Source organism: Nocardia callitridis, from assembly GCF_039543305.1.
GTDB classification, from domain to species: domain Bacteria; phylum Actinomycetota; class Actinomycetes; order Mycobacteriales; family Mycobacteriaceae; genus Nocardia; species Nocardia callitridis.
The window spans coordinates 109,523-132,130 of the sequence record NZ_BAABJM010000003.1; the positions used below are offsets into that span (position 1 = coordinate 109,523).

The following is a 22,608-nucleotide window of genomic DNA, read 5'->3' on the forward strand; positions in this document are numbered from 1 at the left end:
GGTGCGGTGGTGCGGTGGTGCGGTGGTGCGGTGGTGCGGTGGTGCGGTGGTGCGGTGGTGCGGTGGTGCGGTGGTGCGGTGGTGCGGTGGTGCGGTGGTGCGGTGGTGCGGTGGTGCGGTGGTGCGGACTGAGTCTGCCTACCGTGACGGCTGATCAGCCAGCGAGTGGGTGATGTCGCTGAACACCGGACTGTCTCGTCCGGCGCGCTGACCCGCACACGCCGGACGAGACCGGTACTTACAGCGCGATCGGCGCCGCGTCGGCGGGCGCGATCGGCGCTTCCTCGATCGGCGCCGCCGTGTACCCCTGGGCCGCACCGACCGCCGCACCCACCGCGGCACCGGCCGCTGCCGCGGGCGCCGCGATGACGCCGTAGCCGATCGCCGCGCCGAGCGCGGGACCGGCGACCAAACCGATCGGCAGGAACGGCACACCCGCGACCAACCCGGACACCCCGCCGACGAGCGCGCTCGTCATCGACAGCGGGCTGGCGACACCCATCCCGACGGCGGCACCGACGGCCGCGCCGCCGAGCGTGTCGGCCGAGATGCGGTCGGAGCGGCTCGGCTCGAATCCCATGGAGTCGAGTTCCCGCGCGAGGTTCGCCTCGGTGTCGGCGGCGGCACCGTTGATCTGACCCGACTGCTCGTCGTTCAGGAACACGGGCCGGTCGATCTGGGTGGAGCCGATCCGAAGCTTGCCCTCGGGCGCCTCGATCGGCGCGACGGCGGGCACCGACGCTGCGGCGCCCGGCGCGTGCAGTGCCTGCGGGTCGACGGGCGCGAGACCCTGGTTCGGTACCGGGCGCGACCCGGTGACGTCGTTGCGGTCCGCGGCGACGCCGGTGTTCGGCAGCTCGGCGATGGCTTCCCCGAACATCGTCGGCGCCTCCGACGGCAACTGCGACAGCGCGGACTCGTCGGCCGAACCAGCATCGGCGAACGCGGGTGCTGCGCTGATCACGACGGCCGACAGTGGAACCGCCCCGGCGACGACCAGCGAAGCCGCACGTCGGGAGAAGGGACCTGCCGGTGGCGTGGCCCGATGTTTACCCATGAATGACCTCATTCCGATATCGATGGCTTTTCCTGCCATTTGATTCGGTTCCGCGGATCGTACGGATGAGTCACAACCATGAGATTTTGCGACTTTTTCGCCATCCGACCTGGCGTGTTTGTCATGTCCCAACCCGGTTACCCGCTACCGGACCGGCTGGATGGAGCAGGCCGGCCAACCAAGAGGAAAGGTGCTTGCCATGGGCTTAGCGGACAAGGCACAGAACAAGGCCGAAGAACTCGCTGGTCAGGCGAAGGAAAAGCTCGGTCAGGTGACCGGTGACGAGGACAGCGAGAACGAAGGCAAGGCCGATCAGGCCAAGTCGAACCTGAAGGACGCGGGCGAGAAGGCCAAGGACGCCTTCAAGCACTGAGACCGAGTCGTCTTTCCACCCAGACCGCGAGCGGGCGGCGCCCAAGACGGCGCCGCCCGCTCGCGGTTTCGGTGTGTCGGCGTTATTTGATCGGCAGCGCGTCGTCCATGCCGCCCACGTCACTGATCTTCCAGTCGGCGTTGCGGTCGAGGGTGACGTTGTAGGTGACGGTCATCCGTCCACCGTCGGGGCTCTGCGCGCTGGTCGAATTGACGTTGAGGAACACACTGACCTTGTAGATGCCGCCGTCGTCGGAGGTCACCTTCGCGGCGATCGGCTTCGCTTCCGAGGTCCATTTCAGCGGGACCAGGATCTCTTGCAGCTTGGGTGCGGTGGCCTTGAACTTGTCCGACAGCTGCGGGACGGTATTCGCCTGCAACCTGGTCAGCCATCCGTCGGCGTCCTTGTAGTCGATATTGGACGCGCCGACGGCGTAGTCGGTGGCGACCTGCTCGGCGTGCTGATCGTCGGCGGCTTTCTGCTCCCGGTCCTGTACGTCGCCCGCGGCCGAACGCCAGAGCGCGGTGACGACGACGAGCGCGACGACAAGCACCGCGAGGACCGCGGCACCGAGCACGGTCGACAACTTGATCGACACCGATCGCGACGGACGCTTCGGCGCGGCATCGGCGGACTTGCCGCTGTCGGCCTCGGATTTCGGTGCGGCAGGTGCGGGAGCCGAGGACTTCTCGACAGTCTCCGTGGGCGTCGTGGAAACAGCCTGTACCGCAGGAGCTTCCGTTGTGGTGCTCGCCGGATCCGGTGTCTTCACCTCGGCCGAGGGCGTCGCTGGTTCAGCAGCCTTGCTCTCGCCCGCCGATTCTTCCGCGGCAGTGGATTTCTCATCCGCAGAAGCCGTCGTGTCGTCCGACTTCGCGCCCTCGGGGGACGATTTCGCCTCGGCCGCCGCATCCTTCGGAGTATCCGCGGTGTCGTTTTCGGTGGAAGTGCTGTCCTCGGCCGCCGCGGTGACTTCCGACGACGGGGCGCCTACTTCTTCCTTCGTGGGGGACTGCGCCGATTCCTCGCCGTAATCAGGGGTGCCGACGGTGTTTTCGGCTGGCATGCACGTGCTCCTCTGCGCTATTTGACGGTGATGCGGACTCGAATGGCACCCGGGTCGCCGAGTCCGTCGAGGGTTTGCGAAATCATGTTGCTGATATCGAGACGTGGTGCGAGCGCGAGCAATCCGTTCGTCACCGGGGTAAGCGCCGGTGCGAGCGGTGCGAGGTCGGGGCCCGCCTCCTCGATCCACTTTCTGAGCTTCTCCAAGAAGGGCACCAGGCCATTGCCTTCGAGGTACATCCGCGGTGAGTCACCGGTCTCGAACAGGCGCCCCACCGCGTCGGCGACCTGATCCACGCTGCCACCGAATTCGGTGAAGTTCGGTGCGGCCTCGCTCATCGCGGACTGCGTCCAGCTCATGTCGGGCGCGATCTTCTGCAGCTGTTCGAACAGATTGCCCAGGGTGGGCGCACCGGCGACCAGTGCGGCGGCCAGCAGGTCGGTCGAGCGCGCCAAACTCGGTACCAGCGCCTCGGTTCCGTCGTAGGCCGTGGACACCGTCTGGATCAGTGAGCCGACGGCACCCGGGTCGAGTTGTCGCAGCAGCCTGCCCAGCAGCTGCGACATCTGCGGGATCGACATCGGCAGGCGCACCTGCTCGGTGTCGACGGTCTGACCGTCCCGCAGATACGGACCCTGATCGCTGTCGGGCACGAATTGCACATACGGTTCGCCGAGCGCGGACAGGTTCGCGATGGTCACCGAACTAGACACCGGCACAGGAAATTTGGTGTCCATCCGCATCTTCACCACGACGCCCTCGACCGTACGGTCGATCGAGGTGACGTCGCCGATCTCGATCCCGCTCAGCAGTACCGGCGACCCGGCGAACAGGCCGGTGGAATCGCGCAACACCATCGTGGTCTCGGCATAGTTGTCGAATCCGTGCTGCTCGAGCACGCCGAAGGTGAGATACCCGGCGCCGAGCACCGTGATGGCCGCGATCGAGCCGAGCGAGAGCAGGGAGCTGACCTTCATCGCACCGCACCGATCATTCGTAGGGTTCCGAGTATCTGTTGCACCTGGTCGTCGGTGGAGACCGGACCGGCCTCGGGATGCTCGGGGTCATCTTCGGTCACCTTGACCACGTTGACTTTCGAGCCGTCCTCGACGAACGGGATCACCTGATCGCGGACCAGGGCCACCAGTGCGTTCAGGTTCGACGGCGCGTTCAGGTCGAGGGGGCGGCTGGTGAACGCCAACGGGAAGAAGGCATGCAGCGCCGCGTCGCCGGACTGGGCGATCGGGGTCAACCAGGTCAACGAGTGCGCCACCGCACCGAGGCCACCGAGCACGCCGATCACGTCGACGATCGACTGCACCGCCTTGGTGGTGTGCTCGACGCCCGCGTCGGTCAGCAGTTCGGCGAAGGTATCGCTGTTGTCGGCCATGACGGAGGCGTCCGCGCCGAGACCGTTGAGCAGTTGGTCGGTGCGGTCGATATTGTCGGCGAGGTCGATCACGTCCGCGCCGACGACGGAGAAGATGTGCGTGGTCTCTTTCGGGTCCTTCGGCAGAACGGCATTGAGTCGATCGAAGATCTCCTGCACACGGGTGAACGCGCCGCCCTGGGTGAAGGTGGCGGTCGCGGCCAACGAGTCCTCGATCTGCACCGGCGGCCTGGTCTGCTCCAGTGTGATGGTGTCGCCTTCGGCGAGCACGCTGCCGTCGCCGTCGTGCGGTGCGTTCAACGAGATGTGCAGGTCGCCGAGCAGGGTGTTCTGCCGCATCTCGGCGATGGTGCCGACGGGCAGCTCGACTGATTTCGCGATGTCGACGTCGACCGAAACATAACCGCCCGTACCGCTTCGCGACTTGGCCGGGTCGACGATGGTGACCCGGTCGACGGTGCCGACCTGGGCGCCGTCGGCCATCACCTTGGCACGGGAGGGCAGGTTGAGCGCGTTCGCGAATTGGATGTGCAGGGTGTAGGAGTCCCCGGAAACACCCGCGCCGGGCATGGGGACCGAGGCGGGGTCGAACCCACAGCCACCGGCGGTGAGTGTCGCGGCCAGCGCGGCGGCCATGACGAGCCGTCGATGGCGGTGCGGCAGTCGACGTGTCATCGTGTCCTCGCCATTCCGAGTACGAGTTGAACCAGATTGATGTTGGGCAATCCGTCGGGTCCGTTCGCGCAATATCCCGGCGCGACGACGGTGAGCGCCGAACACACCTGGGTCGCCTGCGCGGCGGGCAGGGCCACTTTGGGTGGCGCGTAGACCAGCCCCGGCGCGTTCGGGTCGGGGTTGACCAGTTGCCGGATCGCCTCCAGCAGCGGCGGAATCAGGTTGATGATGTCGACCAGGATGCCGACGTGGTCGCCGAGGAACTGGGTGACCGGGAGCATCAGATCCAGCAGGTTGAGGATCGGCCCGCCGAACATCGTGGTGACATCGTTGATCATCGGCAGTGCTTTTTGGAAGCCGTTGAGCAATTCGACTGTCTCGGTGAACAATTCGTGATTCGCCTGGTCGAGCACGGGGGCGAGACGGGTCAACATCTCCTTGATGTCACCCCAGTGCCCCGCGACGCCGTTGGAGACGTCCGAGAGCGTGCCGACCGCGCCCGCGAGGTGGGCGATCGCCGCGTCCGGATCGTGCAGGCCGATCGCCACCTTGTGCATCAGTTCGTTGAGTTCGGGTCCGGTGCCCGCGGTGGCGGCATCCAATCCGCTGACTGCGCGGCCGAGCGGACGCTGGGCGTCGGTGTCGGCACCGAGAATCTCGTCGGCCAGCTTCCCAAGCGCGTCGAAGGTCTCGGTCATGCTCTTGGGGGTCGCGGTTTTGGTGATGCATTGCGCGGCGTCCCACCTGGTCCCTTGCGGACCAGTGTCGAGGACGGCGAGTTCGCGGTCGGCGACAATGGTGCGCGAGAGTGTGGTGGCCGCGGCGTCGGCGTGCATCGGGTAATCGGCGTCGACCGTGAAATCCACACGCACCTGGCCGTTTTCGGGGCGCACGGAGCTGACGGTGCCCACCTGGATGCCGCGAATCGTCACGTGATTGCCCGCGTACAGGCCGATGCTGTCGGGCATCAGCGCGCAGTAGGAGGCGGTGTCCTTCGGCGGATCGAGCACCGTGACGTAGCCGACGGCGACCACCGCACCGAGCGCGAGCACACCGACGGTCGACATGAATCCGCGCGACCCTACGAATCGGCGCACGCCGCCCGAGTTCTCCGGCATCAGCAGTCCTTCCCGGGAATCGGCACGCACACGCGGTCGATCAGCGCGGCGGGGTTCAGACCGTCCGGCGGGTCGAGGATCGCGCCGGACTGGTCGATCCGCATCGAATTGTCGGGCTGCACCATGCCACCGAGGTTCTGGGCGACGTTGTGCACGGAGTCGAGCATGTGCGAGAGCTTGCCGTTGATGTCCTCGAGCTCGTCCAGGGCCGAAGCCAATTGCTGGGCCATCGGTTTCAGCGTCGACTCCCATGCGGGTTGCAGCCCGGCGACCCGGTCGATGACGACGCGCAGGGTGCGCGTGGCTTCGCGGACCTCGACCCGCTTGTCGGTGAGCATGGTCTCCAGCAGGTTCACCTCGTCGACCAGTTCGTGCAGGCTGCCGGTGGCCTGATCGACCGCGCCGAGATACTCGTCGGTGATGGCGATGGCTTTGGAAACGTCGGCGCGCTGTTTGTCCAGGATGTCGACGAAATGCTGTGCGCCGTCGACTACTTGGCGCAGGCTGTCGGGCCCCTTTTCCAGTCCGTCGGCGAGCGCGGCCATATTCTGGCGCAGGACCGCGCCGTCGATCTTCTCCAGGGGTTCGGTGGCGTCCGCGAAGACCTGGGTCAGGCTGTAGGGCAGGCGAACTCGTTCGGCGGGAATCGGCGTGTCACCGAGTTTCCCTGTTCCGGCAGGGAATACCGCCACATAGTGACCGCCGACGATGGTGAGCATGCGGACATCGAGGGAGGTCTGGTCCCCGAGATCGACGTCGTTGTCGACGGTGAAATGCATGAGGACCCGGTCGGGTCGCAGGTCGAGATCGGTGACCGAGCCCACCGAGACACCGGCGAGGCGCACGTCGTCGCCGGGCTTCACCGATTGCGCCTCGGACAGTTCGGCGGTGTAGGTGGTCTTGCCGACCGGGAGCACATACAGCGCGCCAACCCCCAGCAGGATCGCGGCGACCAGCAGTGCGCCGACCAGGCCGACCCGCAGTTCGCGACGATGCAGTGCGGACTCGGTCGGCAACGCGACACGCTGGGACCAGCGCCGCGGCGTCGTGAACAGCTTGCGTGGCTCGCCGTCCTTCGCACGGGCCGGTGGTTTCACCCTTTGCATATCGATACCCTCTGTCCGGCCAGCAGCACTTGCAGCGCTCCGGGCACGTCGGCATTTCCTTTGCTGCACACCGGCTTCGCGCCGGGACCGTTGCTCGGAATGGAGTTGTCGAGCGCCGAGAGCAACGCGGGCAGCCTGGCCAGCACATCGACGACCATCTGCGGATCGGGGATCAGCAGTTTCAGGATGTGGTCGATGTCCGGATTGGTCTTCTCGGTGAGGCCGAGGGTCGCGAGCAACCGATTGGCCGGGTCGAGCACCGGTGGCGCGGTGAGGGCGAAATCGATCAGGCCGACGACGTTCTCGCGCAGTGCGGTGAACACCTGGGTCACATTGCCGAGGAAGGTGACCAGCTGGGGTGAGCGACCGCCGATCTTGTCGGCTGCGATGGACATGTTGTGCACCAGCGTCGCGATCACCTGCTGCCGGTCGCCGACGTAGGAGCCGAGCTTGCCGATCGCCTCCATCGCGGGACCGATACCCGTGCCGTCGCCTTCGATCACCGCGAGCAGGCTGGTGGTGAGCTGGTTGAGCGATTCCGGCGAGAGCGTCGCCAGCACCGGTTGCAGGCCGTTGAACAACGAGGTCACGTCGAACGACGGCACCGTGTGGTCGGCGGTCACGGTGGTGCCCTTGGGCAATTCGGCGCCCGGTTTGGGATCCTGTTGGAGGTCGACGTAGCGCTGACCGGTGAGGTTCTGGTACCGAATGGCCAGCTTGCTGTTGTCGTAGAGGTGGGAATCGGTGCGCAGGGTGAACCGGACCCTCGCCTGTGTTCCGTCCAGGTCGATGCCTTCGACCTTGCCGACCTGCACGCCGAACATGCGCACGTCGTCGCCGACCTTGAGGCCGTTGGCATCGGTGAACAACCCGTCGCGGGCGTTGGTGTCGCCGGAAACCGGCCGCTGGATGGCGGTGATCACGGCCAGCAGGACCACCACCATCGCCGCCGCGAACAGGACCAGACGCAGTGCGGCTCCGCGTGCGGACGTGATCATCGGGGGCCTCCGTCTGCGGGTGGGAACGGCAGCATGTCCGCGAGCACGGGGATGCCGCGCAGCTCGACCGACGCGTTCAGTTGTTTGCCGTCGGGTGTGTCGGCGAAGGCGGACTCGAAGTGTTCGACCATCGCCCTGAGGTCGGCACTCGACTGTTCGGGCGTCGGCACCGTGCCCGCGAGCATCGCCAGTACGGGGGCGAGCATGTCGGTGAAGCCGGCGAAGTGGGTTCCGGCCACATTCAGGGTCTGCTCCAGGTTCGGCAGCAGCCGATCGGTCACCATGTCGATGCCGGAGTCGACCTTGTCGCGGCTCTCGCGCAGCGCCTTGTTCCGGTAGATCAGGTCGATCACCTTGACGGTCGAGTCGATGATGTCGGCGCCGCCGTCCAGTGCCGAGCCGAATTGGCCGAGCATCAGGGAGGGGTTGATCGTCTGCTTCTCGACGACGGTCCGCGAGGCGACGATGATCGATTCCAGCAGCGGCGTGAACTCGGGCAGATCCGTGGAGAAGCGGTTGAGCACCGCCAACGTGTCCGGGGTGAGGATGTTGTCACCGACCTGGGACAGGCTGCGCAGGATCGCGCCGAGCGTCGCGTCGTATACCCGCTCGGCGTCGCGACCGGTGAGTTCGATCAGTGCGTCCGGTCGCAGCGGGGAACCGCCTTCGCCACGGCGCAATTCGAGTTCGCTGATGCCGAAGAAGTTGGCGGGGGAGTAGTCGATGTGCAGGCTGTCGTCGATGTCGAACAGCCGAGACTTGTCCAGACGCAATGAGATTCGTTGCGTGCCTGGCGTGTCGGGGACGACGTCGGTGACCTCGCCTACCTGCACACCGTCCAAGCGCACCTCGGTGCCGCTGACCACGCCGTCGCCCACCTGTTGGGTGTGCAACGTGACCGGCATTCCCTCTTCGGGACGCACGTTCTGATAGACCGTGGCACCGACGGCGACCACCGCGACCACCGCGACGATGGCCGCGCCGACACCGCGCGCGCTGTTCTTGTTCGCTGCCACTCCTGGCATTCCATATGTCGGCATATCTACCCCGTGAAGTTGATGGCCGAATTGAAACCCCACAACAGGAGCGTTGCGGCCATGTCGATCGCGATGATCGCGACGAAGCTGCTGCGTACGGCCCTGCCGGACGCGATGCCGACGCCTTCGGGACCACCGGTCGCGAAGAAGCCGTAGTAGCTGTGGATCAGGATCACCACCGTGGCGAAGACCGCGACCTTGATCACCGCGGCGATCACGTCGAATCCGGTGACGAACTGGAAGAAGTAGTGGTCGTAGACGCCGGCGGATTGCCCGTGGATCAACGTGATCAGCCCTCGGCACGCGACGTAGCTGAGGATCAGCGCGATCAGGAAGGTCGGCACGATGGCGATGGCCCCGGCGATCACCCTGGTGGTGACCACGAACGGAACCGACCGCAGACCGAGCGCCTCGAGCGCGTCGATCTCCTCGCTGATCCGCATCGAACCGATCTCGGCGGTCATGCGGCAGCCCGCCTGTGCGGCGAAGCCGATGGCGGCGGCGATCGGGGCGAGTTCACGCGTGGTGGCGAAGGCGGAGACGACGCCGGTGACCGGGCCCATGCCGAGCATGTCGAGGGTGGCGAAGGCCTCGACGCCGACCGAGGCGCCGATCACCATGCCGAGCACGATCATCATCGGCACGGTGCCACCGCCGACGATGATCGAGCCGCGACCCCAGGTCATGTTCGTGATCGCGCGCATCGTTTCCGCGCGATACTTGATGAGCGTCAACGGAATCGCCGAAAGTACTTGCCAGACGAAGACCGCGATGAAGCCGAGGGATTCGATCGGTCCGCCGGAGAATCGGCGGACGCGCACGGTCAGCTTGCCGAAGCCTCTCGGCGTGTACGGGGTAGCGGTCATCAGGCCAGCCTCACCGGGAGGAACATGGCGGTGACCTGGGTGAGTACCAGGTTCACCACCACGATCGCGACAACCGACAGCACCACCGCGGCGTTGACACCGTCGGCGACACCGCGTGGACCCCCCTTGGCTTCCAAGCCGCGTTGGCAGGCGATCACCACGACGAGGAAGCCGAAGATCACCGCTTTCAGCAGTGACATCCAGATATCGGCTACCTGGGTGAACGAACCGAAGGTGGCCCAGTAGCTGCCGGGGGTGACGCCTTGCCCGGTGATCGCGACGGCGTAACCGGCGAGCACGCCGACGAAGATGATCAGGATGTTCAGCAGCGGTGCGACCAGCAGCATCGCCGCCATGCGCGGGATGACCAGGCGGTGAATCGGGTTGATACCCATGGTGTTCAGCGCGTCGATCTCTTCGCGAATGGTGCGTGCGCCGAGGTCGGCGGCGATGGCGGCGGCACCGGCACCGCCGAGCAGGAAGCCGGTCGCCATCGGCGCGCCCTGTTTGATCACGCCGAGGCCGCCCGCCGCACCGACGAGTGAGTCGGCGCCGAGGGTGTGGATCAGGTTGCCGATCTGCACCGAGACGATCACGCCGAACGGGATGGCGATCAGTACTGCGGGGATCGCGGTGACGGTGACCAGTCGCCACGCCTGCAAAAGTGCTTCGCGCCACTGGAATTGGCCACGCACCAGGTCGGTGCACGCTCCGGTGACCGACTGGTTGGCCACGTCGACGGCGCGGCCGAAGGTTCGTAGCGCGGAGACAATGGTGTCGAAGAAGTTGCGGCTGATCGTTTGCCGCAGCGTGGGCGGTGGTGCTGTGGCGGCTGCCGAGTCGGCGAATTCTGTTGCCACCGTTGGCACCTCCGAGCTTCGGTGTTCGTGAGACAGGCGTGTTTCGACTTCCCGTAGAATTTATTCCCACGAGGTCGGGGTGTCATCCCTGAACGTTCACAAAATCCGAGTGATCGGTGTGTCCCAGAGCACAGCCGTTCGCGATTGCGCTGCGGCGAACGGTCTTCGAATACTCAACTTGACGAATGACGGCGCCACGAACCGGCGCCGCGCTCAGTCCTGTGTCTTGCGCAGAATCTGGTGTAACCGGCGCAAATCCGCCGCGGGCAGCGCGGCGATCGACGCGGGCGCCGGATCCGGAGTCGCCAACGCCAGTTCGATTGTCGCGCGGCCCTCGTCGGTCAGTGATACGTGTTTGCTACGACGGTTGCGCGGATCGACCTCGCGCACCACCAGTCCCCGTGTCTCCAGTTGGTTGACCGCGACGGTGGCGGCGGGCGCGTCCATCGCGGCCGCGTGCGCGAGTTCCTTGACCGTCCTCGGCCCCGATCGCAGCCGCTTCAGCACTCGAATCCTGCTGAACGGCAACCCGGTTCGCTCGGCGACCGCGCGCCGCCACGGGTCGCGGGCGTCGAACACCAGGTGGGTGATCAATGCCCACACCTCGTCGGGGTGTGGTGTGTCATCCGGCATGCGTGGCGACCTTTTGTTCCAGGAGCGGGGCGACCCGATCACGAGATCTCAGGGCCCACTGCGTATTCGAGACGAACCCGAGTATGACGATGCCGAGGGTGAGCCCCGCGATCAGCCACCACAGGTCGGCGCCGAGCAGCACCCCCGACAGCGCGACGCCGATGCTGACGCCCACCTGTCGACTGGTCGAGGCGAGCGCGGAGGCGGCGCCCGTTCGCTCCTGCGGCATGCCGTTGACCGCCGAGTTGGTGATGGGCGCGTTCACCAGACCGAATCCCATGCCGAAGATCGCGAACGTGACGACGAGTTGCCACACCGGCGTATCGGGGCCGAGTCGTGTGAGCAGTAGGGCGGCGCCGCTGAGTAGCACTCCGGCGGCGACGAGCGGCAATTTGGTGCCGTAGCGCCCGATCAGCCGACCCGACAATGGCGAGAAGATCATCATGGCGCCCGCCATGGCGAGATAGAGCAGACCGGTGTGTACCGCCGAATAGTGCCGAACGTTCTGGAGATACAGCGAGCAGGTGAACAGGAATGCGCCGAGGGCGGTGAACGCGAAGACCGCGATCACGGTGGCGGAAGCGAACGGCACGCTACGGAAGAATCGCGGATCGATGAAGGGGTCGACGCGTCGCGATTCGTAGCGTACGAAGATCACCAGTCCGATGACAGCGGGTGCGAACAGGATCGGCTGGCCTTCCACCAGCCCGAAGACCGCGGCGAACAGGACGCCGATCGCCAGCGCCTGGCCGATGGGGTCGACGCCGCGCACGGTGGACGACTTCGATTCCGGCACAAAGAATGTGGTGAGGATCAGAGCGACCGCGCAGATCGGCAGGTTGATCCAGAACACCGCGCGCCAGCCGAAGGCGTCGATCAGCACGCCGCCGACGGTGGGGCCGAGTGCCATCGAGATACCGACCACCGCGCCCCACACCCCGATCGCACGCGCCCGTTCGACGCGACCGGTGAAGACCTGGGTGATGATGGACATCGCCACCGGGTTGAGCATGCAGCCGCCGATGGCCTGGAGGAAGCGTGCGCCGATCAGGGTCTCCACGGTGGGCGCGAGGCTGCACAGCAGGGATCCGACAGCGAAGGTGGCCAAGCCGATGCGGAACACGTGACGGCGGCCGATCCGGTCGGCGGCCGCGCCCGAGAGCATCATCAGGCTGGCGAGGGTGAGGGTGTAGATGTCGATGATCCACTGCAGCCGCGACATGGGCGCGTCCAGGTCGCCGCGGATCGCGGGGATCGCGACATTCACGATCGTCGAGTCCATCGAGACGATCAGCAGGCTCAGGCAGCAGGTTGCGAGGACGAGGTATTTGCGACGCGTCGTCAACTCACCAACGGTTGTAGGCACACAACTATTGTGTGCTCACAACTATTAGCTTGGCAAACGTGCCGGAAGGGTCGCTTCCGCTGCGGGTGCGGGGTCAGCGTTCGGGGAGTTGGGTGATCGCCCACTCGGCCCACTCCTGGTTCATCGCGTTGTAGCGCAGCCCCCACTCGAGTGCGATGCGGCCGTAGGTCGACAGGTCGTCGTCCTTCGTGTTCCAGTCGACGTTGTCGCGGAGTTGGAGTAGGTCCGCGCGATCCTCGACCGTCCGCGCCCGCACGCGGGCGAGGTATTCCTCCGCGTCGGCTCGGCTCACCACGCCGAGGAAGAACACGCGGATCAGCATTTCGTTGCGCACCAAGGTTTTCGGCTCGATCTCGGTGAGCCAGCGCTGAAGTTCCGTGCGGCCCGCCGCGGTGATGGTGTATTCCTTGCGTCCGCGCGGACCTTCGTCGGAGACGGTGATCAAGGCGGCTTCGGCGAGTTTGGCGAGCTCGGTATAGACCTGACTCTGTGTCGCGGGCCAGACGTTGGCCAGCGTCCATTTGAACCGTTGCAGCAGGTCGTAACCGCTGGAGGGCTGGTCGTCGAGGAGGCCGAGCACGGCGAATCTGAGGCTCATCCGGCTCACCTTACATTCCACTATTGACAGGTTGTACTGGGACATTCTAACTTTGACATGTCTAATTGGAATGTTGAGGCATCGAGCGGTCGGATGCACACAGCAGAGGGGAAACGATCCATGACTACTGCGATTCCACACCTGGCGGGCAACTTCGCGCCGGTCGCCGACGAGATCACCGCTACCGACCTTCCCGTCACCGGAGCTATCCCGGCCGAACTGAGCGGCTGGTATCTACGCAACGGTCCCAATCCGCACGCGGCGGCGTCGGCGCACTGGTTTCTCGGCGACGGCATGGTGCACGGGATCCGCGTCGACAACGGCCGCGCCGTCTCCTACCGCAACCGATGGGTGCGCACCTCCACCTTCACCGACGACGCGGTCCGCTACCGCGAGGACGGCACGAAGGACTACGCGGCCGGTGTCGCCAACACCCACGTCATCCGGCATGCGGGGCACACACTGGCACTGGTCGAGTCGTCGCTGCCGTATGAACTCACGCCGAACCTGGACACCGTGGGTCCCTACGACTTCGACGGCGCCCTGCGCACCAACATGACCGCACACCCCAAAACCTGCCCCACCACCGGCGAGCTGCATTTCTTCGGCTACGAGGTGACGAATCCGCCGTACCTGACCTACCACCGGGCCGCCGCCGACGGCACCTTGCTGCTCAGCCGCCCGATCGACGTACCGGCGCCGACCATGCACCACGACTTCCACCTCACCGCCGAGCACGTGATCTTCATGGACCTGCCGGTGGTCTTCGACCTCCCCACGGCGATGCGGGGCGGCGGCATGCCGTTTCGCTGGCGCGACGACTACGCGGCGCGGCTGGGCGTGCTGCGACGCGACGACCCGCACGGCGAGATCCGGTGGTTCGCCATCGACCCGTGCTACGTCTTCCACGCGCTCAACGCCTTCGACGAGCCCGCGGCCGAAGGGTCGGCCCGCATCGTGCTGTATGTGATGCGGTATCCGGAACTCTGGCGCGCCGACGGCCAGGTCGATCTCGACGCGACACTCTGGCGCTGGACCATCGACCTCGCCGCCGGGGTGGTCGCCGAGGAGCAGATCGACGACCGCGCAGGGGAATTCCCCAGGATCGATGATCGTCTCGCCGGGATCGATTCCCGCTTCGGGCACGTCTCGACGCGCGGCGACGCCGGTGCGCTGATTCGCTACGACCTGCACACCGGCACGAGTTCGGCGTATGAGTTCGGCGGGGGACGGGTACCGGAGGAGGCGTCGTTCGTGCCCGCCGACGGGCGGCCGGGGGGCGACGGCTATCTCGTCAGCTATGTCTACGACCCCGCGGCCGACCGCAGCGATCTGGTCATCTTGGCGTCGAACGATCTCCCCGCCGGTCCCGTGGCGACCATCGCGCTGCCACGACGAGTGCCGCACGGATTCCACGGCAACTGGCTCGCCGACGAATGAGCGGTGGGTGGCGGCTCGCCGGGGTCGAGGTCGGTCAGGTGCCGATGACGGCGTTCATGATGGTGCCCGCGCTGGTGGCGATGACACCGCCGATCATGGCGCCCGCCACCATCTTCGGCGACTGCAAGCCGCCGCCGGTCCACTTCTCCCAGGCGAAACGGCCACCGGCGTAGATGATGCCGCAGACGCCGGACAGCAGGACGAACCAGGTGAGGTAGCGAACCAATTGCAAGATCTTGTCGGAGATCGGCGGCGCTTCCGGAGTGGGATTGCCGATCTGGGCCAGAGTGTCGATAGCTGCGGCGAGAATCATCGTCGTTGACTCATTCTGGTCTCGGGGCAAGGGCGGGGGTGACTCGTCACGATGGTATCCGGTTTTCGGCAGGATGTGCCTTGCCTCGAGTGGGACGGTGTGGTGCGTGCCGACAGTTCGGCCGATGCGGGGCACGGAAGTTCGCGCGCTCCCGCGCGTCCGGGGGACCTGACACAGTGGCAGCGGAAGGGCGGCAGCAGAAGGCGACAGAAGCGTCGATCGACCCGTATCCTGCTAGTGGATTCGAATTCGGCGGTGGTCGAACAACTTTCGTGCGGCAACTCAAGAGCAACGTCGGGCTCGGTATCACCGGGCCCGATTGTGCTGGGGGCAGCCCGGGTTGGGCGGCGCGTGAACCTGGAGCGTTGGGAGTAGACGGTGAGCATGATTCTGGCGTCGGTAGGCGATATGTATACGACACTGGCGCAGTTCGGTGACCCCAGTCCGGAGGCGCCACCGATTTCGGACAAGTTGTTGAAGTTCGTCCGCTACATCACCTGGTTCGCATTGCTGTCGGGCATCGTCAGCATCATCTACGCGGGCGGACGCTTCGCCTGGGAGAAGTGGAGTGGCGGCGGCCTTCAGTCGCCCAAGATGGTGGCGGGGGCGATGATCGGCGGTGTCATCGCGACCAGTGCGGGCACCATCATGAACGCTGTCATCGACTTCTGAGTCTTTGGTAAACGGGTTTTACTAAACACCGTTCACGCGGCGCGGTTCTGTGGTTCTATCACCACAGGGCCGTGATTGCCGCGTGGACGGATGCGAGGTTGTGCCGGTCCTTGGCCAGTTCAAGCGGGCCAGTTCAAGCGGGCCAGTCAAGCCAGCCAGCGACCGTAGGAGAAACCCGTGACCATGACAACGCCGTCGATCCCCTCGGGGTTCGATTTCACCGACCCGGACGTCCTCGCCGAACGCTTGCCGGTCGAGGAGTTCGCGCAACTGCGCAGGACCGCGCCCGTCTGGTGGGTCGCGCAGTCCGGCCGCTCCAGCGGATTCGACGACGGCGGGTACTGGGCGGTGTCCAAGCTCGACCACATCAAAGAGATCTCGAAGAAGCCGGATCTGTATTCCTCGCAACAGAACACCGCGATCATCCGGTTCAACGAGGACATGACCCGCGACCAGATCGACATGCTCGGCAACATGTTGTTGCTGAACCTGGACCCGCCGAAGCACACCAAGATTCGCCGCATCATCTCCAAGGGTTTCACCCCGCGCGCGGTGGAGAGCCTGCGCGCCGCGCTCACCGAGCGCGCGGCCAAGATCGTGCACGAGGCAAAGAAGGCGGGCAGCGGCGACTTCGTCGAACAGATCGCGTGCGAGTTGCCGTTGCAGGCCATCGCCGAGTTGATCGGCATCCCGCAGGAGGATCGCAAGCGGATCTTCGACTGGTCCAACCAGATGATCGCCTACGACGACCCCGAATTCGAGGGTGACCACATGGCCGCCACCACCGAGGTGATGGGTTACGCATGGAACATGGCCGAACAGCGGCGGGCCTGCCCGGCCGACGATATCGTCACCCAACTGGTGAACGCCGACGTCGACGGCGAACAGTTGGCCTCGGACGAATTCGCGTTCTTCGTGATCCTGCTTTCGGTGGCGGGCAACGAGACCACCCGCAACTCCATCACCCACGGCATGAAGGCGTTCGTCGACAATCCGGAGCAGTGGGAGATCTACCAGCAGCAGCGTCCGCGCACCGCGCCCGACGAGATCGTTCGCTGGGCAACGCCGGTCACCGCGTTCCAGCGCACCGCGACCGCGGACACCGTGCTCGGTGGCCAGGAGATCACCAAGGGGCAGCGCGTCGGATTGTTCTACAGCTCGGCCAATTTCGATGAGGAAGCCTTCGTCGACCCGTTCACCTTCGATGTGCTGCGCGACCCCAACCCACACGTCGGTTTCGGTGGCACCGGCACGCATTACTGCGTCGGCGCCAATCTGGCCAGGCTGCAGATCGACCTGATGTTCCAGGCGATCGCCGATGTGATGCCGAACCTGCGCCAACTCGCCGAACCGGAGCGCTTGCGTTCGGGGTGGTTGAACGGGATCAAGCGCTGGGACGTCGCCTACCAGTGATCCCCAGCGCGAGAAGGCGATTCGTCGGTGGTGGGTCGGTGCGCCACCGACGACGCCGATCCCGCTTAATGTACTCGGCATGAGCACCCCGAAACCACGGGGTCGCTCGCCGGTGCTCACCGAGGTGGATATCCGGCGAGTGGCCAGGAACCTGCTGGTCGAGCACGGCCAGGACGCGGTGACGCTGCGCGCGATCGCGCGGGAGCTCGGCATCACCGCGCCCGCCCTCTACCGGTACTACAAGTCGCTCGACGCCCTGCTCGAGGCGTTGCGCAGCGAGTTCTGTGCCGATCTCGCCGCGGAACTGTCCACCGACATCGCGGCGCTGCCCGAGGACGGCGTTGTGCGATTCTTCGCCATCTGCAAGGGGTTTCGGCGTTGGGCCCTGGCGCACACGGCCGAGTTCACCCTGGTGTTCGCCTCGCCCGGCGTCGGGAAAGCGGAGACGATCCGCCGTTTCGGTGAGCCGTTCGCCCGCATCTTCCTCGGGGCCGCCGCACACGTGCTCGCCACCTACGACGTCGTCGCCCCGCCCGCCGACGTCATACCGCCCGGCCTGCACGACGACCTGGTCGATTTCCAAACCGAACTGCTCGCCGCACTCTCGGACGCCGAACCCAGCCTCTCGGCCGAGAAGATCGACCTGGGCGTCACCTACCTGATGATCCAGGTCTGGGCACGCCTCTACGGTCACGTCACCCTGGAGGTTTTCGGCAATTACCCCATCCCGCTGTCGAATCCGGAGATCCTGTTCGACGCCATGCTCACCGACCTGGGCGCGACGGCGGGATTGTTGTAGGTTTCCCGCAGACGAGCGGGGTCGGTGTATGTGTGCGGGGACACGATTCAGGACTGCGGCACCCAGATCCGCTGTCGCCGTTCGACCGTGCCGAGTACGACCTCGACACAGTGATTGTCGGCGGCGGTGTCTTCGCAGCGGCGGGACGTGGGCGTGATGTCGGCAGCTCGAAGCGTTCCGGCGCGCTAGATTCTCGCGCCCTTGGTGCGATTGCAGGAACGGCAGAGGATTTGCAGGTTGGTGGCGCTGGTGGCGCCGCCTCGGCTGAGCGGGATGATGTGGTCGAATTCCAGGTAGTGGCCGTCGCCGCATTCCACGCACTTGCCGCCGTCGCGTTGCCACACTTCGGCTTTCACCTCCTGGGAGATGCTGCGGGTGTCGAGTTGGCCGGGGGTGAGCACCAGGCGTTTGGCCACCCGCAGTGCGCCCTCGAGCGCGCAGGCCACGTAGTCGGGGTCGTCGACGGAGAAGGTGGCGCCGCCGCGTGCCGAGGTCGCCGCGAGGACGACGGTATCGCCCTCGGCGTGCACGGCGACTACCCGCGACCACAACAATTCGATGCCGGTGTCGGCGCCGACGAACCGAAGTTTCTTATTGCTGACGATCAATCTGCCCTCGGTGAGCTTCGGCCCCCGCGCGAGCGTCTTCACGTGCACCGCGGGAATGTCGAGGTGCACCCGCTCCTCCGGGTCGAGATGCAAGCCGGGGGAGCGCACCACGGGTAGCTCGCCGTCGCGTAGCCGACACAGGGTGTGCCCGCGCCACATTCGCCTGCGCAGGTCCTCGATCAGCGGGCCGGACAACGCCAACTCCTCGATGGCCGACTCGAACGCGTCGAATTCCTCCTGGCGCACCTCGCTATCGGCGAAGGCGAACGCGACCAGCCGCTCGACATAGTTCAGCGCGTCCTCGTGCAGCGCTTCACGACCGACCCGCTGCTCGATGCGCTGGAAACGCAACGACGCCCACAGTGCCGCCCACTCCGGTCCGCGCGGCCCGAAATTGGTGAGCACCCGACACGCGTTGCTGTGCCAGTGGGTGAGGAAGCCGGCGATTTCCTCCGCGCAGAAGGCGCAGGGCGCTACACCACCGAAGAACTTGCGTCGCAAGGGTTTGTGGCACCGAGCGCAGTGCTTGGGCGAAGGGGGGTGCGTCGGGTGGGTGGAACCGGTCCACTCCGTGCCGTCCCACCAGCGCAGTCGCCGCGGGGTCTCGGGATCCGGGTGCCAATCCGCCACCAACGCGTGCTGCGGTGGGGGCGGCGGTAGTTCGGGATCGGCTCGGCGCGTGAGATCCAGCGGACGCGTGCTCATGACGGCGGGCTGGGCGTTTCGGCCGGCGCGGTGCGCGACCGAGGGACCTGTGTCCGGGTCGACGGGGTAAGCGCGTTCTTGCGCCGTGACGGTACCGTTCGGTCGCCCGCCGGGAGCGCGCTGCGCAGACGGCTGGAGTTCCGGCGGTGCCGTCGCGTGCACCTGATCACGCACGGCGAAGGGGTTGTCGGGGTGGTGGGTTCGGGCGGGCTCGTTCGGATCATCCACGCGCACACCGAACTCCGTGACAAGGCCGGCGAGCCCATTGGCGAAACCCTGGCCGATCGCACGAAATCGCCAGCCGTCGTCCTTGCGGTAGAACTCGCCGAACATCATCGCCCGCACCGGATCCGGCTCGCGCATCGTGAACCGCGCGACCGGCCCGTCGACGGCTTCGACCGTGATCGTCACCGCACCGGCGAATTCGGCGAACGTCCCTTCGTCGACGGATCCGGCGATGACGATCCGCTGCACCTGCTGCTCGGTCCTCGGCAGCGAAACACTCAGTCGCGCCGTCCCGGGCGCGGGCGCCTGATTCAGCGTCACCGCCTGCGACACATGCCGAGGCGCGTTGTAGAACACCAGATCCCGATCCGAACGCACCGCACCCGAGTCATCGAGCAGCAGCGCGTTCGCATCCATGGCGTGTGTCGAATCCCACGAAACGACCACGGCCAGAAGCGATGTCGGTACCGAGGCATGGGTGCCTTTGCTGAGTTCCATCGTATGGGAACTATGCCACGCCCCACCGACACGCCGTTGCGCATGCCCAGGGCGACGAGCCGCTCGGACACGATCCGGCGAGCCTCGCCGCACGGTGCCGCTCACCCCCGCGTACCACCGCTGCGACCAGCCCTCCCCCGAATACGGCCCCACAACCTTGCGGGAACACGCCCCGGCACGATGAAACCCCACCACCCCAACAAAACCCAGCCACCCAACGAGCCGCCCAAACACGTGTTCCGAGCGTCAGCGAGACCGGTACGGTAAGTTCGCGGCCGTCTCGCGTTCGAGTGCCCGTTTCGTAGGCGACGAAGGAGCAAGAAACGGGTACTCGAACGCGAGACTCAGGGCCGCGAACCACGCGGCGCCAGCCGCCAAAAACACAGCGAGGAAGCACTCGCCCCCGCGTATCACCCCGCCGCTTAACGCAGTGCTGGCCGCCGCTTAACGCAGTGCTGGCCGCCGCTTAACGCAGTGCTGGCCGCCGCTTAACGCAGTGCTGGTTCCGCCGCAAACTCGAGCTCAAAGAATGCTCACAGCCGCCGCACGCAACGTCGCCGCGGCCTTCAGCACCATCTCGCGATACTCCTCGTCCGGATCGGAGTCGAGCACGATGGCGCCGCCCGCGCCGATGCGCCAGTGCTCGTCGTAGCGGACGGCGGTGCGGATGACGATATTGAGGTCGGCGGTGCCGCCGAGTCCGAGGAACCCGATGGTGCCCGAATACACGCCGCGTGCTTCGGTTTCCAACTCGTCGATGATCTCCATCGTGCGCAGTTTCGGCGCGCCGGTCATCGAGCCGCCGGGGAAACACGCACGCACGCAGTCGATCACCCCGATCTCGGCGCGCAGCGTGCCGCGCACGGTGGAGACCAGTTGGTGCAGCGTCGTATAGGTCTCGGTCGCCATCAGTTTCGGCACGTGCACGCTGCCGATTTCGCACACGCGGCCGAGGTCGTTGCGCAGCAGGTCGACGATCATCAGGTTCTCCGCCCGTGTCTTGGGCCCGTCGGCCAATTCCGTGCGGCGGCGTTCGTCTTCGGCCGGGGTGGCGCCACGCGGGGCGGTGCCTTTGATCGGCTTGCTTTCGACCGTGCGGTGGCGGTCGATCTTCAGGAACCGTTCCGGCGACGAGCAGGCGATGGTGAGGTCGTCGAACCGCAGGTAGGCGGCGTAGGGTGCGGGGTTGCAGCGGCGAAGGGCGCGGTAGAAGTCGAGGCTGTCGTCCTCGGCGGCGGGCAGGGTGAGGCTGTCGGTGAGGCAGATTTCGTAGGATTCGCCCGCGCGCAGGCGTTCTCGGCAGGTGTCGAGGTCGGCGAGGTACTGTTCTCGTCCTCGGGTCAGCAGCGGTGTGACGGCGGCGTCGTCGGAGGCGAGTTCGAGGGTCGACGGGTTGGACCACGTGGGCAGGGATTCCAAGGTTTCGCGCGTATCGCGCAGCCAGTCCGCGCCCGCGCGCAGTGCGTTCTCGGTGTCGTCGGTGAGCGAGAGCAGATAGGTTCGTGCGCCGACGTGGTCGACCACGACGACTCGATCGGCGAATATCCACTGTGCGTCCGGGGTCTCGGCGTGGTGCACCCGGTTCGCACCACAGTCCGCTTTCACCTCGTACCCGAGGTAACCGACGTACCCGCCCGCGAAATCGAAGGGTAGGTCGGGGATTTCGAGGCGCCGCGACCGCAGTTCGGTGGCCAGATACTCGAAAATATCGCCGGTGACGGTGCGCCGATTGCCGTCGGCCGATTCGACGGTCACCGCGGCGTCCTCGACCCGATAGCGCACGACCTCCGCGAAGGGGCCGCTGGCGTCGCCGAGGAAGGAGAACCGATCCAGGCCCGGTTCCACATGCTCGCTGTCGAGCCAGAAGGCGGTGGGGGAGTGGGCGTAGAGCCGAACAAACGCGCTCTCGGTATCGATCGCACGGTCGATCACCGTGTGCCGCAGCCGAGAGATCTCTTGCGTCTCGGTATTCGGATCGAGAAGGTCCGCTGACGCCGATCTGATATCGAAACCTACTGCGGTGGCGGGGAATTGATCAGCACCGAGAGTGTCTTCGGTGTCCGTGGCTGGGCTGCGCTCCTGCCGATCGAGCTCAGGTGCGCGCGGTGTCGTCGGGGAAATCCGCACGGTGTTTCTGGTGTTCTGAAAAGTCTGCGCGGCAGTGAGATTCGCGAAGTTGCGAAGCAAGGTGAGCCCGTGTTCGCTCGCGATCGACTCAGGGTGGAACTGTACCCCCCACTGTGGGCGCTCCCGGTGGCGCACACCCATGATCACCCCGTCGTCGGCGACGGCGGTGATCTCCAGTTCCCACGGCAGCGGCCCACGTGCGCACAGTGAGTGGTATCGCACCGCCGTGAAGTTCTGCGGGATGGCGTCGAACAGTTCGCGACCGTTGTGTTCGATGCGCTCGAGATAGCCGTGCCGTGCCAGGGGCGCCGGTTCGATCACTCCGCCCGCCGCCAGCACCACCGCTTGATGTCCGAGGCAAACGCCGAGGAGTGGCAGCGGGCTCTCCCGGATCACGGCGGCCGAGACGCCGATGTCACGGGGGTGGTCGGGTCGGCCGGGGCCCGGCGAGACGACGACATTGTCGTAGTCGGCCGCTATGTCCGCGATATCGAGGGGCTCGTCGTTGCGCACGACAGTCGGTGTCACCCCGTTCACCGCGCTGATCAGCTGATACAGGTTGTAGGTGAACGAATCGTAATTGTCGATCAACAGCGTGCGCATGGTGTCCGAAACCTTACGCCGCGCAGGTGACGGGCAACTGTTGTCATTTGCCTTCAGTTCAA

Annotated in this window: 21 protein-coding genes; 5 read left to right on the forward strand and 16 right to left on the reverse strand. The window is 66.0% G+C overall.

Annotated features, from left to right (window positions below; translation table 11 throughout):
- Positions 1-238: 238 nt before the first annotated feature.
- Entirely contained in the window at positions 239-1,057 is an 819-nt protein-coding gene (locus tag ABEA50_RS18135; protein ID WP_345496736.1) for a hypothetical protein, read from the reverse strand.
- 199 nt (positions 1,058-1,256) lie between these two features.
- Between ABEA50_RS18135 and ABEA50_RS18140 the strand changes: the two genes are divergently transcribed.
- Complete coding sequence (locus ABEA50_RS18140) at positions 1,257-1,430, forward strand: CsbD family protein (RefSeq protein WP_345496737.1); 174 nt, start codon at positions 1,257-1,259, stop codon at positions 1,428-1,430.
- An 82-nt stretch (positions 1,431-1,512) separates the two neighbouring features.
- Here the strand turns inward: ABEA50_RS18140 and ABEA50_RS18145 are convergent, their stop codons facing one another.
- From ABEA50_RS18145 to ABEA50_RS18200, 12 genes are all read right to left on the reverse strand, one after another.
- Positions 1,513-2,496, reverse strand: coding sequence for a hypothetical protein (locus ABEA50_RS18145; protein WP_345496738.1), 984 nt, complete (start codon positions 2,494-2,496; stop codon positions 1,513-1,515).
- Positions 2,497-2,513: 17 nt separating this feature from the next.
- Positions 2,514-3,473 (reverse strand): MlaD family protein, encoded by a 960-nt coding sequence (locus ABEA50_RS18150; protein WP_345496739.1) that lies wholly within the window; start codon positions 3,471-3,473, stop codon positions 2,514-2,516.
- Positions 3,470-4,561: an MlaD family protein gene (locus ABEA50_RS18155; protein ID WP_345496740.1), complete on the reverse strand. Its 1,092-nt coding sequence runs from the start codon at positions 4,559-4,561 to the stop codon at positions 3,470-3,472. Before ABEA50_RS18155 ends, ABEA50_RS18150 begins: the two co-directional genes overlap by 4 nt.
- Positions 4,558-5,679 (reverse strand): MlaD family protein, encoded by a 1,122-nt coding sequence (locus ABEA50_RS18160; protein ID WP_345496741.1) that lies wholly within the window; start codon positions 5,677-5,679, stop codon positions 4,558-4,560. Before ABEA50_RS18160 ends, ABEA50_RS18155 begins: the two co-directional genes overlap by 4 nt.
- Positions 5,679-6,785: an MlaD family protein gene (locus ABEA50_RS18165; protein ID WP_345496742.1), complete on the reverse strand. Its 1,107-nt coding sequence runs from the start codon at positions 6,783-6,785 to the stop codon at positions 5,679-5,681. The genes ABEA50_RS18160 and ABEA50_RS18165 overlap by 1 nt, the downstream gene beginning before the upstream one ends.
- Positions 6,773-7,783: an MlaD family protein gene (locus tag ABEA50_RS18170; RefSeq protein ID WP_345496743.1), complete on the reverse strand. Its 1,011-nt coding sequence runs from the start codon at positions 7,781-7,783 to the stop codon at positions 6,773-6,775. The genes ABEA50_RS18165 and ABEA50_RS18170 overlap by 13 nt, the downstream gene beginning before the upstream one ends.
- Positions 7,780-8,799 carry an MlaD family protein gene (locus ABEA50_RS18175; RefSeq protein ID WP_345496744.1) on the reverse strand — a complete coding sequence of 340 codons (1,020 nt, stop codon included), beginning with the start codon at positions 8,797-8,799 and terminating at the stop codon, positions 7,780-7,782. Before ABEA50_RS18175 ends, ABEA50_RS18170 begins: the two co-directional genes overlap by 4 nt.
- A gap of 26 nt (positions 8,800-8,825) precedes the next feature.
- Positions 8,826-9,686, reverse strand: coding sequence for an ABC transporter permease (locus ABEA50_RS18180; RefSeq protein WP_345496745.1), 861 nt, complete (start codon positions 9,684-9,686; stop codon positions 8,826-8,828).
- Complete coding sequence (locus ABEA50_RS18185; RefSeq protein ID WP_345497135.1) at positions 9,686-10,495, reverse strand: MlaE family ABC transporter permease; 810 nt, start codon at positions 10,493-10,495, stop codon at positions 9,686-9,688. The genes ABEA50_RS18180 and ABEA50_RS18185 overlap by 1 nt, the downstream gene beginning before the upstream one ends.
- 264 nt (positions 10,496-10,759) lie before the next feature.
- Complete coding sequence (locus ABEA50_RS18190) at positions 10,760-11,179, reverse strand: MarR family winged helix-turn-helix transcriptional regulator (protein ID WP_345496746.1); 420 nt, start codon at positions 11,177-11,179, stop codon at positions 10,760-10,762.
- Entirely contained in the window at positions 11,169-12,545 is a 1,377-nt protein-coding gene (locus tag ABEA50_RS18195) for an MFS transporter (protein WP_345496747.1), read from the reverse strand. Before ABEA50_RS18195 ends, ABEA50_RS18190 begins: the two co-directional genes overlap by 11 nt.
- Before the next feature lie 73 nt (positions 12,546-12,618).
- Positions 12,619-13,143 (reverse strand): PadR family transcriptional regulator, encoded by a 525-nt coding sequence (locus ABEA50_RS18200; RefSeq protein WP_345496748.1) that lies wholly within the window; start codon positions 13,141-13,143, stop codon positions 12,619-12,621.
- A 120-nt stretch (positions 13,144-13,263) separates the two neighbouring features.
- Here ABEA50_RS18200 and ABEA50_RS18205 point away from each other — a divergent pair, with 120 nt between their 5' ends.
- Positions 13,264-14,583 carry a carotenoid oxygenase family protein gene (locus ABEA50_RS18205; RefSeq protein ID WP_345496749.1) on the forward strand — a complete coding sequence of 440 codons (1,320 nt, stop codon included), beginning with the start codon at positions 13,264-13,266 and terminating at the stop codon, positions 14,581-14,583.
- A 34-nt stretch (positions 14,584-14,617) separates the two neighbouring features.
- Here the strand turns inward: ABEA50_RS18205 and ABEA50_RS18210 are convergent, their stop codons facing one another.
- Positions 14,618-14,896, reverse strand: a complete 279-nt coding sequence (locus ABEA50_RS18210; RefSeq protein WP_345496750.1) for a hypothetical protein — start codon at positions 14,894-14,896, stop codon at positions 14,618-14,620.
- Positions 14,897-15,280: 384 nt separating this feature from the next.
- Between ABEA50_RS18210 and ABEA50_RS18215 the strand changes: the two genes are divergently transcribed.
- From ABEA50_RS18215 to ABEA50_RS18225, 3 genes are all read left to right on the forward strand, one after another.
- Positions 15,281-15,568: a hypothetical protein gene (locus ABEA50_RS18215; protein ID WP_345497136.1), complete on the forward strand. Its 288-nt coding sequence runs from the start codon at positions 15,281-15,283 to the stop codon at positions 15,566-15,568.
- A 183-nt stretch (positions 15,569-15,751) separates the two neighbouring features.
- The gene (locus tag ABEA50_RS18220; RefSeq protein WP_345497137.1) at positions 15,752-16,981 is read left to right on the forward strand and encodes a cytochrome P450; all 1,230 of its coding nucleotides are present in this window, start codon (positions 15,752-15,754) and stop codon (positions 16,979-16,981) included.
- 79 nt (positions 16,982-17,060) lie between these two features.
- On the forward strand, positions 17,061-17,780 hold the full coding sequence (locus tag ABEA50_RS18225; protein ID WP_345496751.1) for a TetR/AcrR family transcriptional regulator: 720 nt from the start codon (positions 17,061-17,063) through the stop codon (positions 17,778-17,780).
- A 185-nt stretch (positions 17,781-17,965) separates the two neighbouring features.
- On the opposite strand, the gene ABEA50_RS18230 is transcribed toward ABEA50_RS18225, so the two are convergent.
- Positions 17,966-19,816: a TerD family protein gene (locus ABEA50_RS18230; RefSeq protein ID WP_345496752.1), complete on the reverse strand. Its 1,851-nt coding sequence runs from the start codon at positions 19,814-19,816 to the stop codon at positions 17,966-17,968.
- A gap of 522 nt (positions 19,817-20,338) precedes the next feature.
- Positions 20,339-22,546 carry an aminodeoxychorismate synthase gene (gene pabB / locus ABEA50_RS18235; RefSeq protein ID WP_345496753.1) on the reverse strand — a complete coding sequence of 736 codons (2,208 nt, stop codon included), beginning with the start codon at positions 22,544-22,546 and terminating at the stop codon, positions 20,339-20,341.
- Positions 22,547-22,608 lie beyond the last annotated feature (62 nt).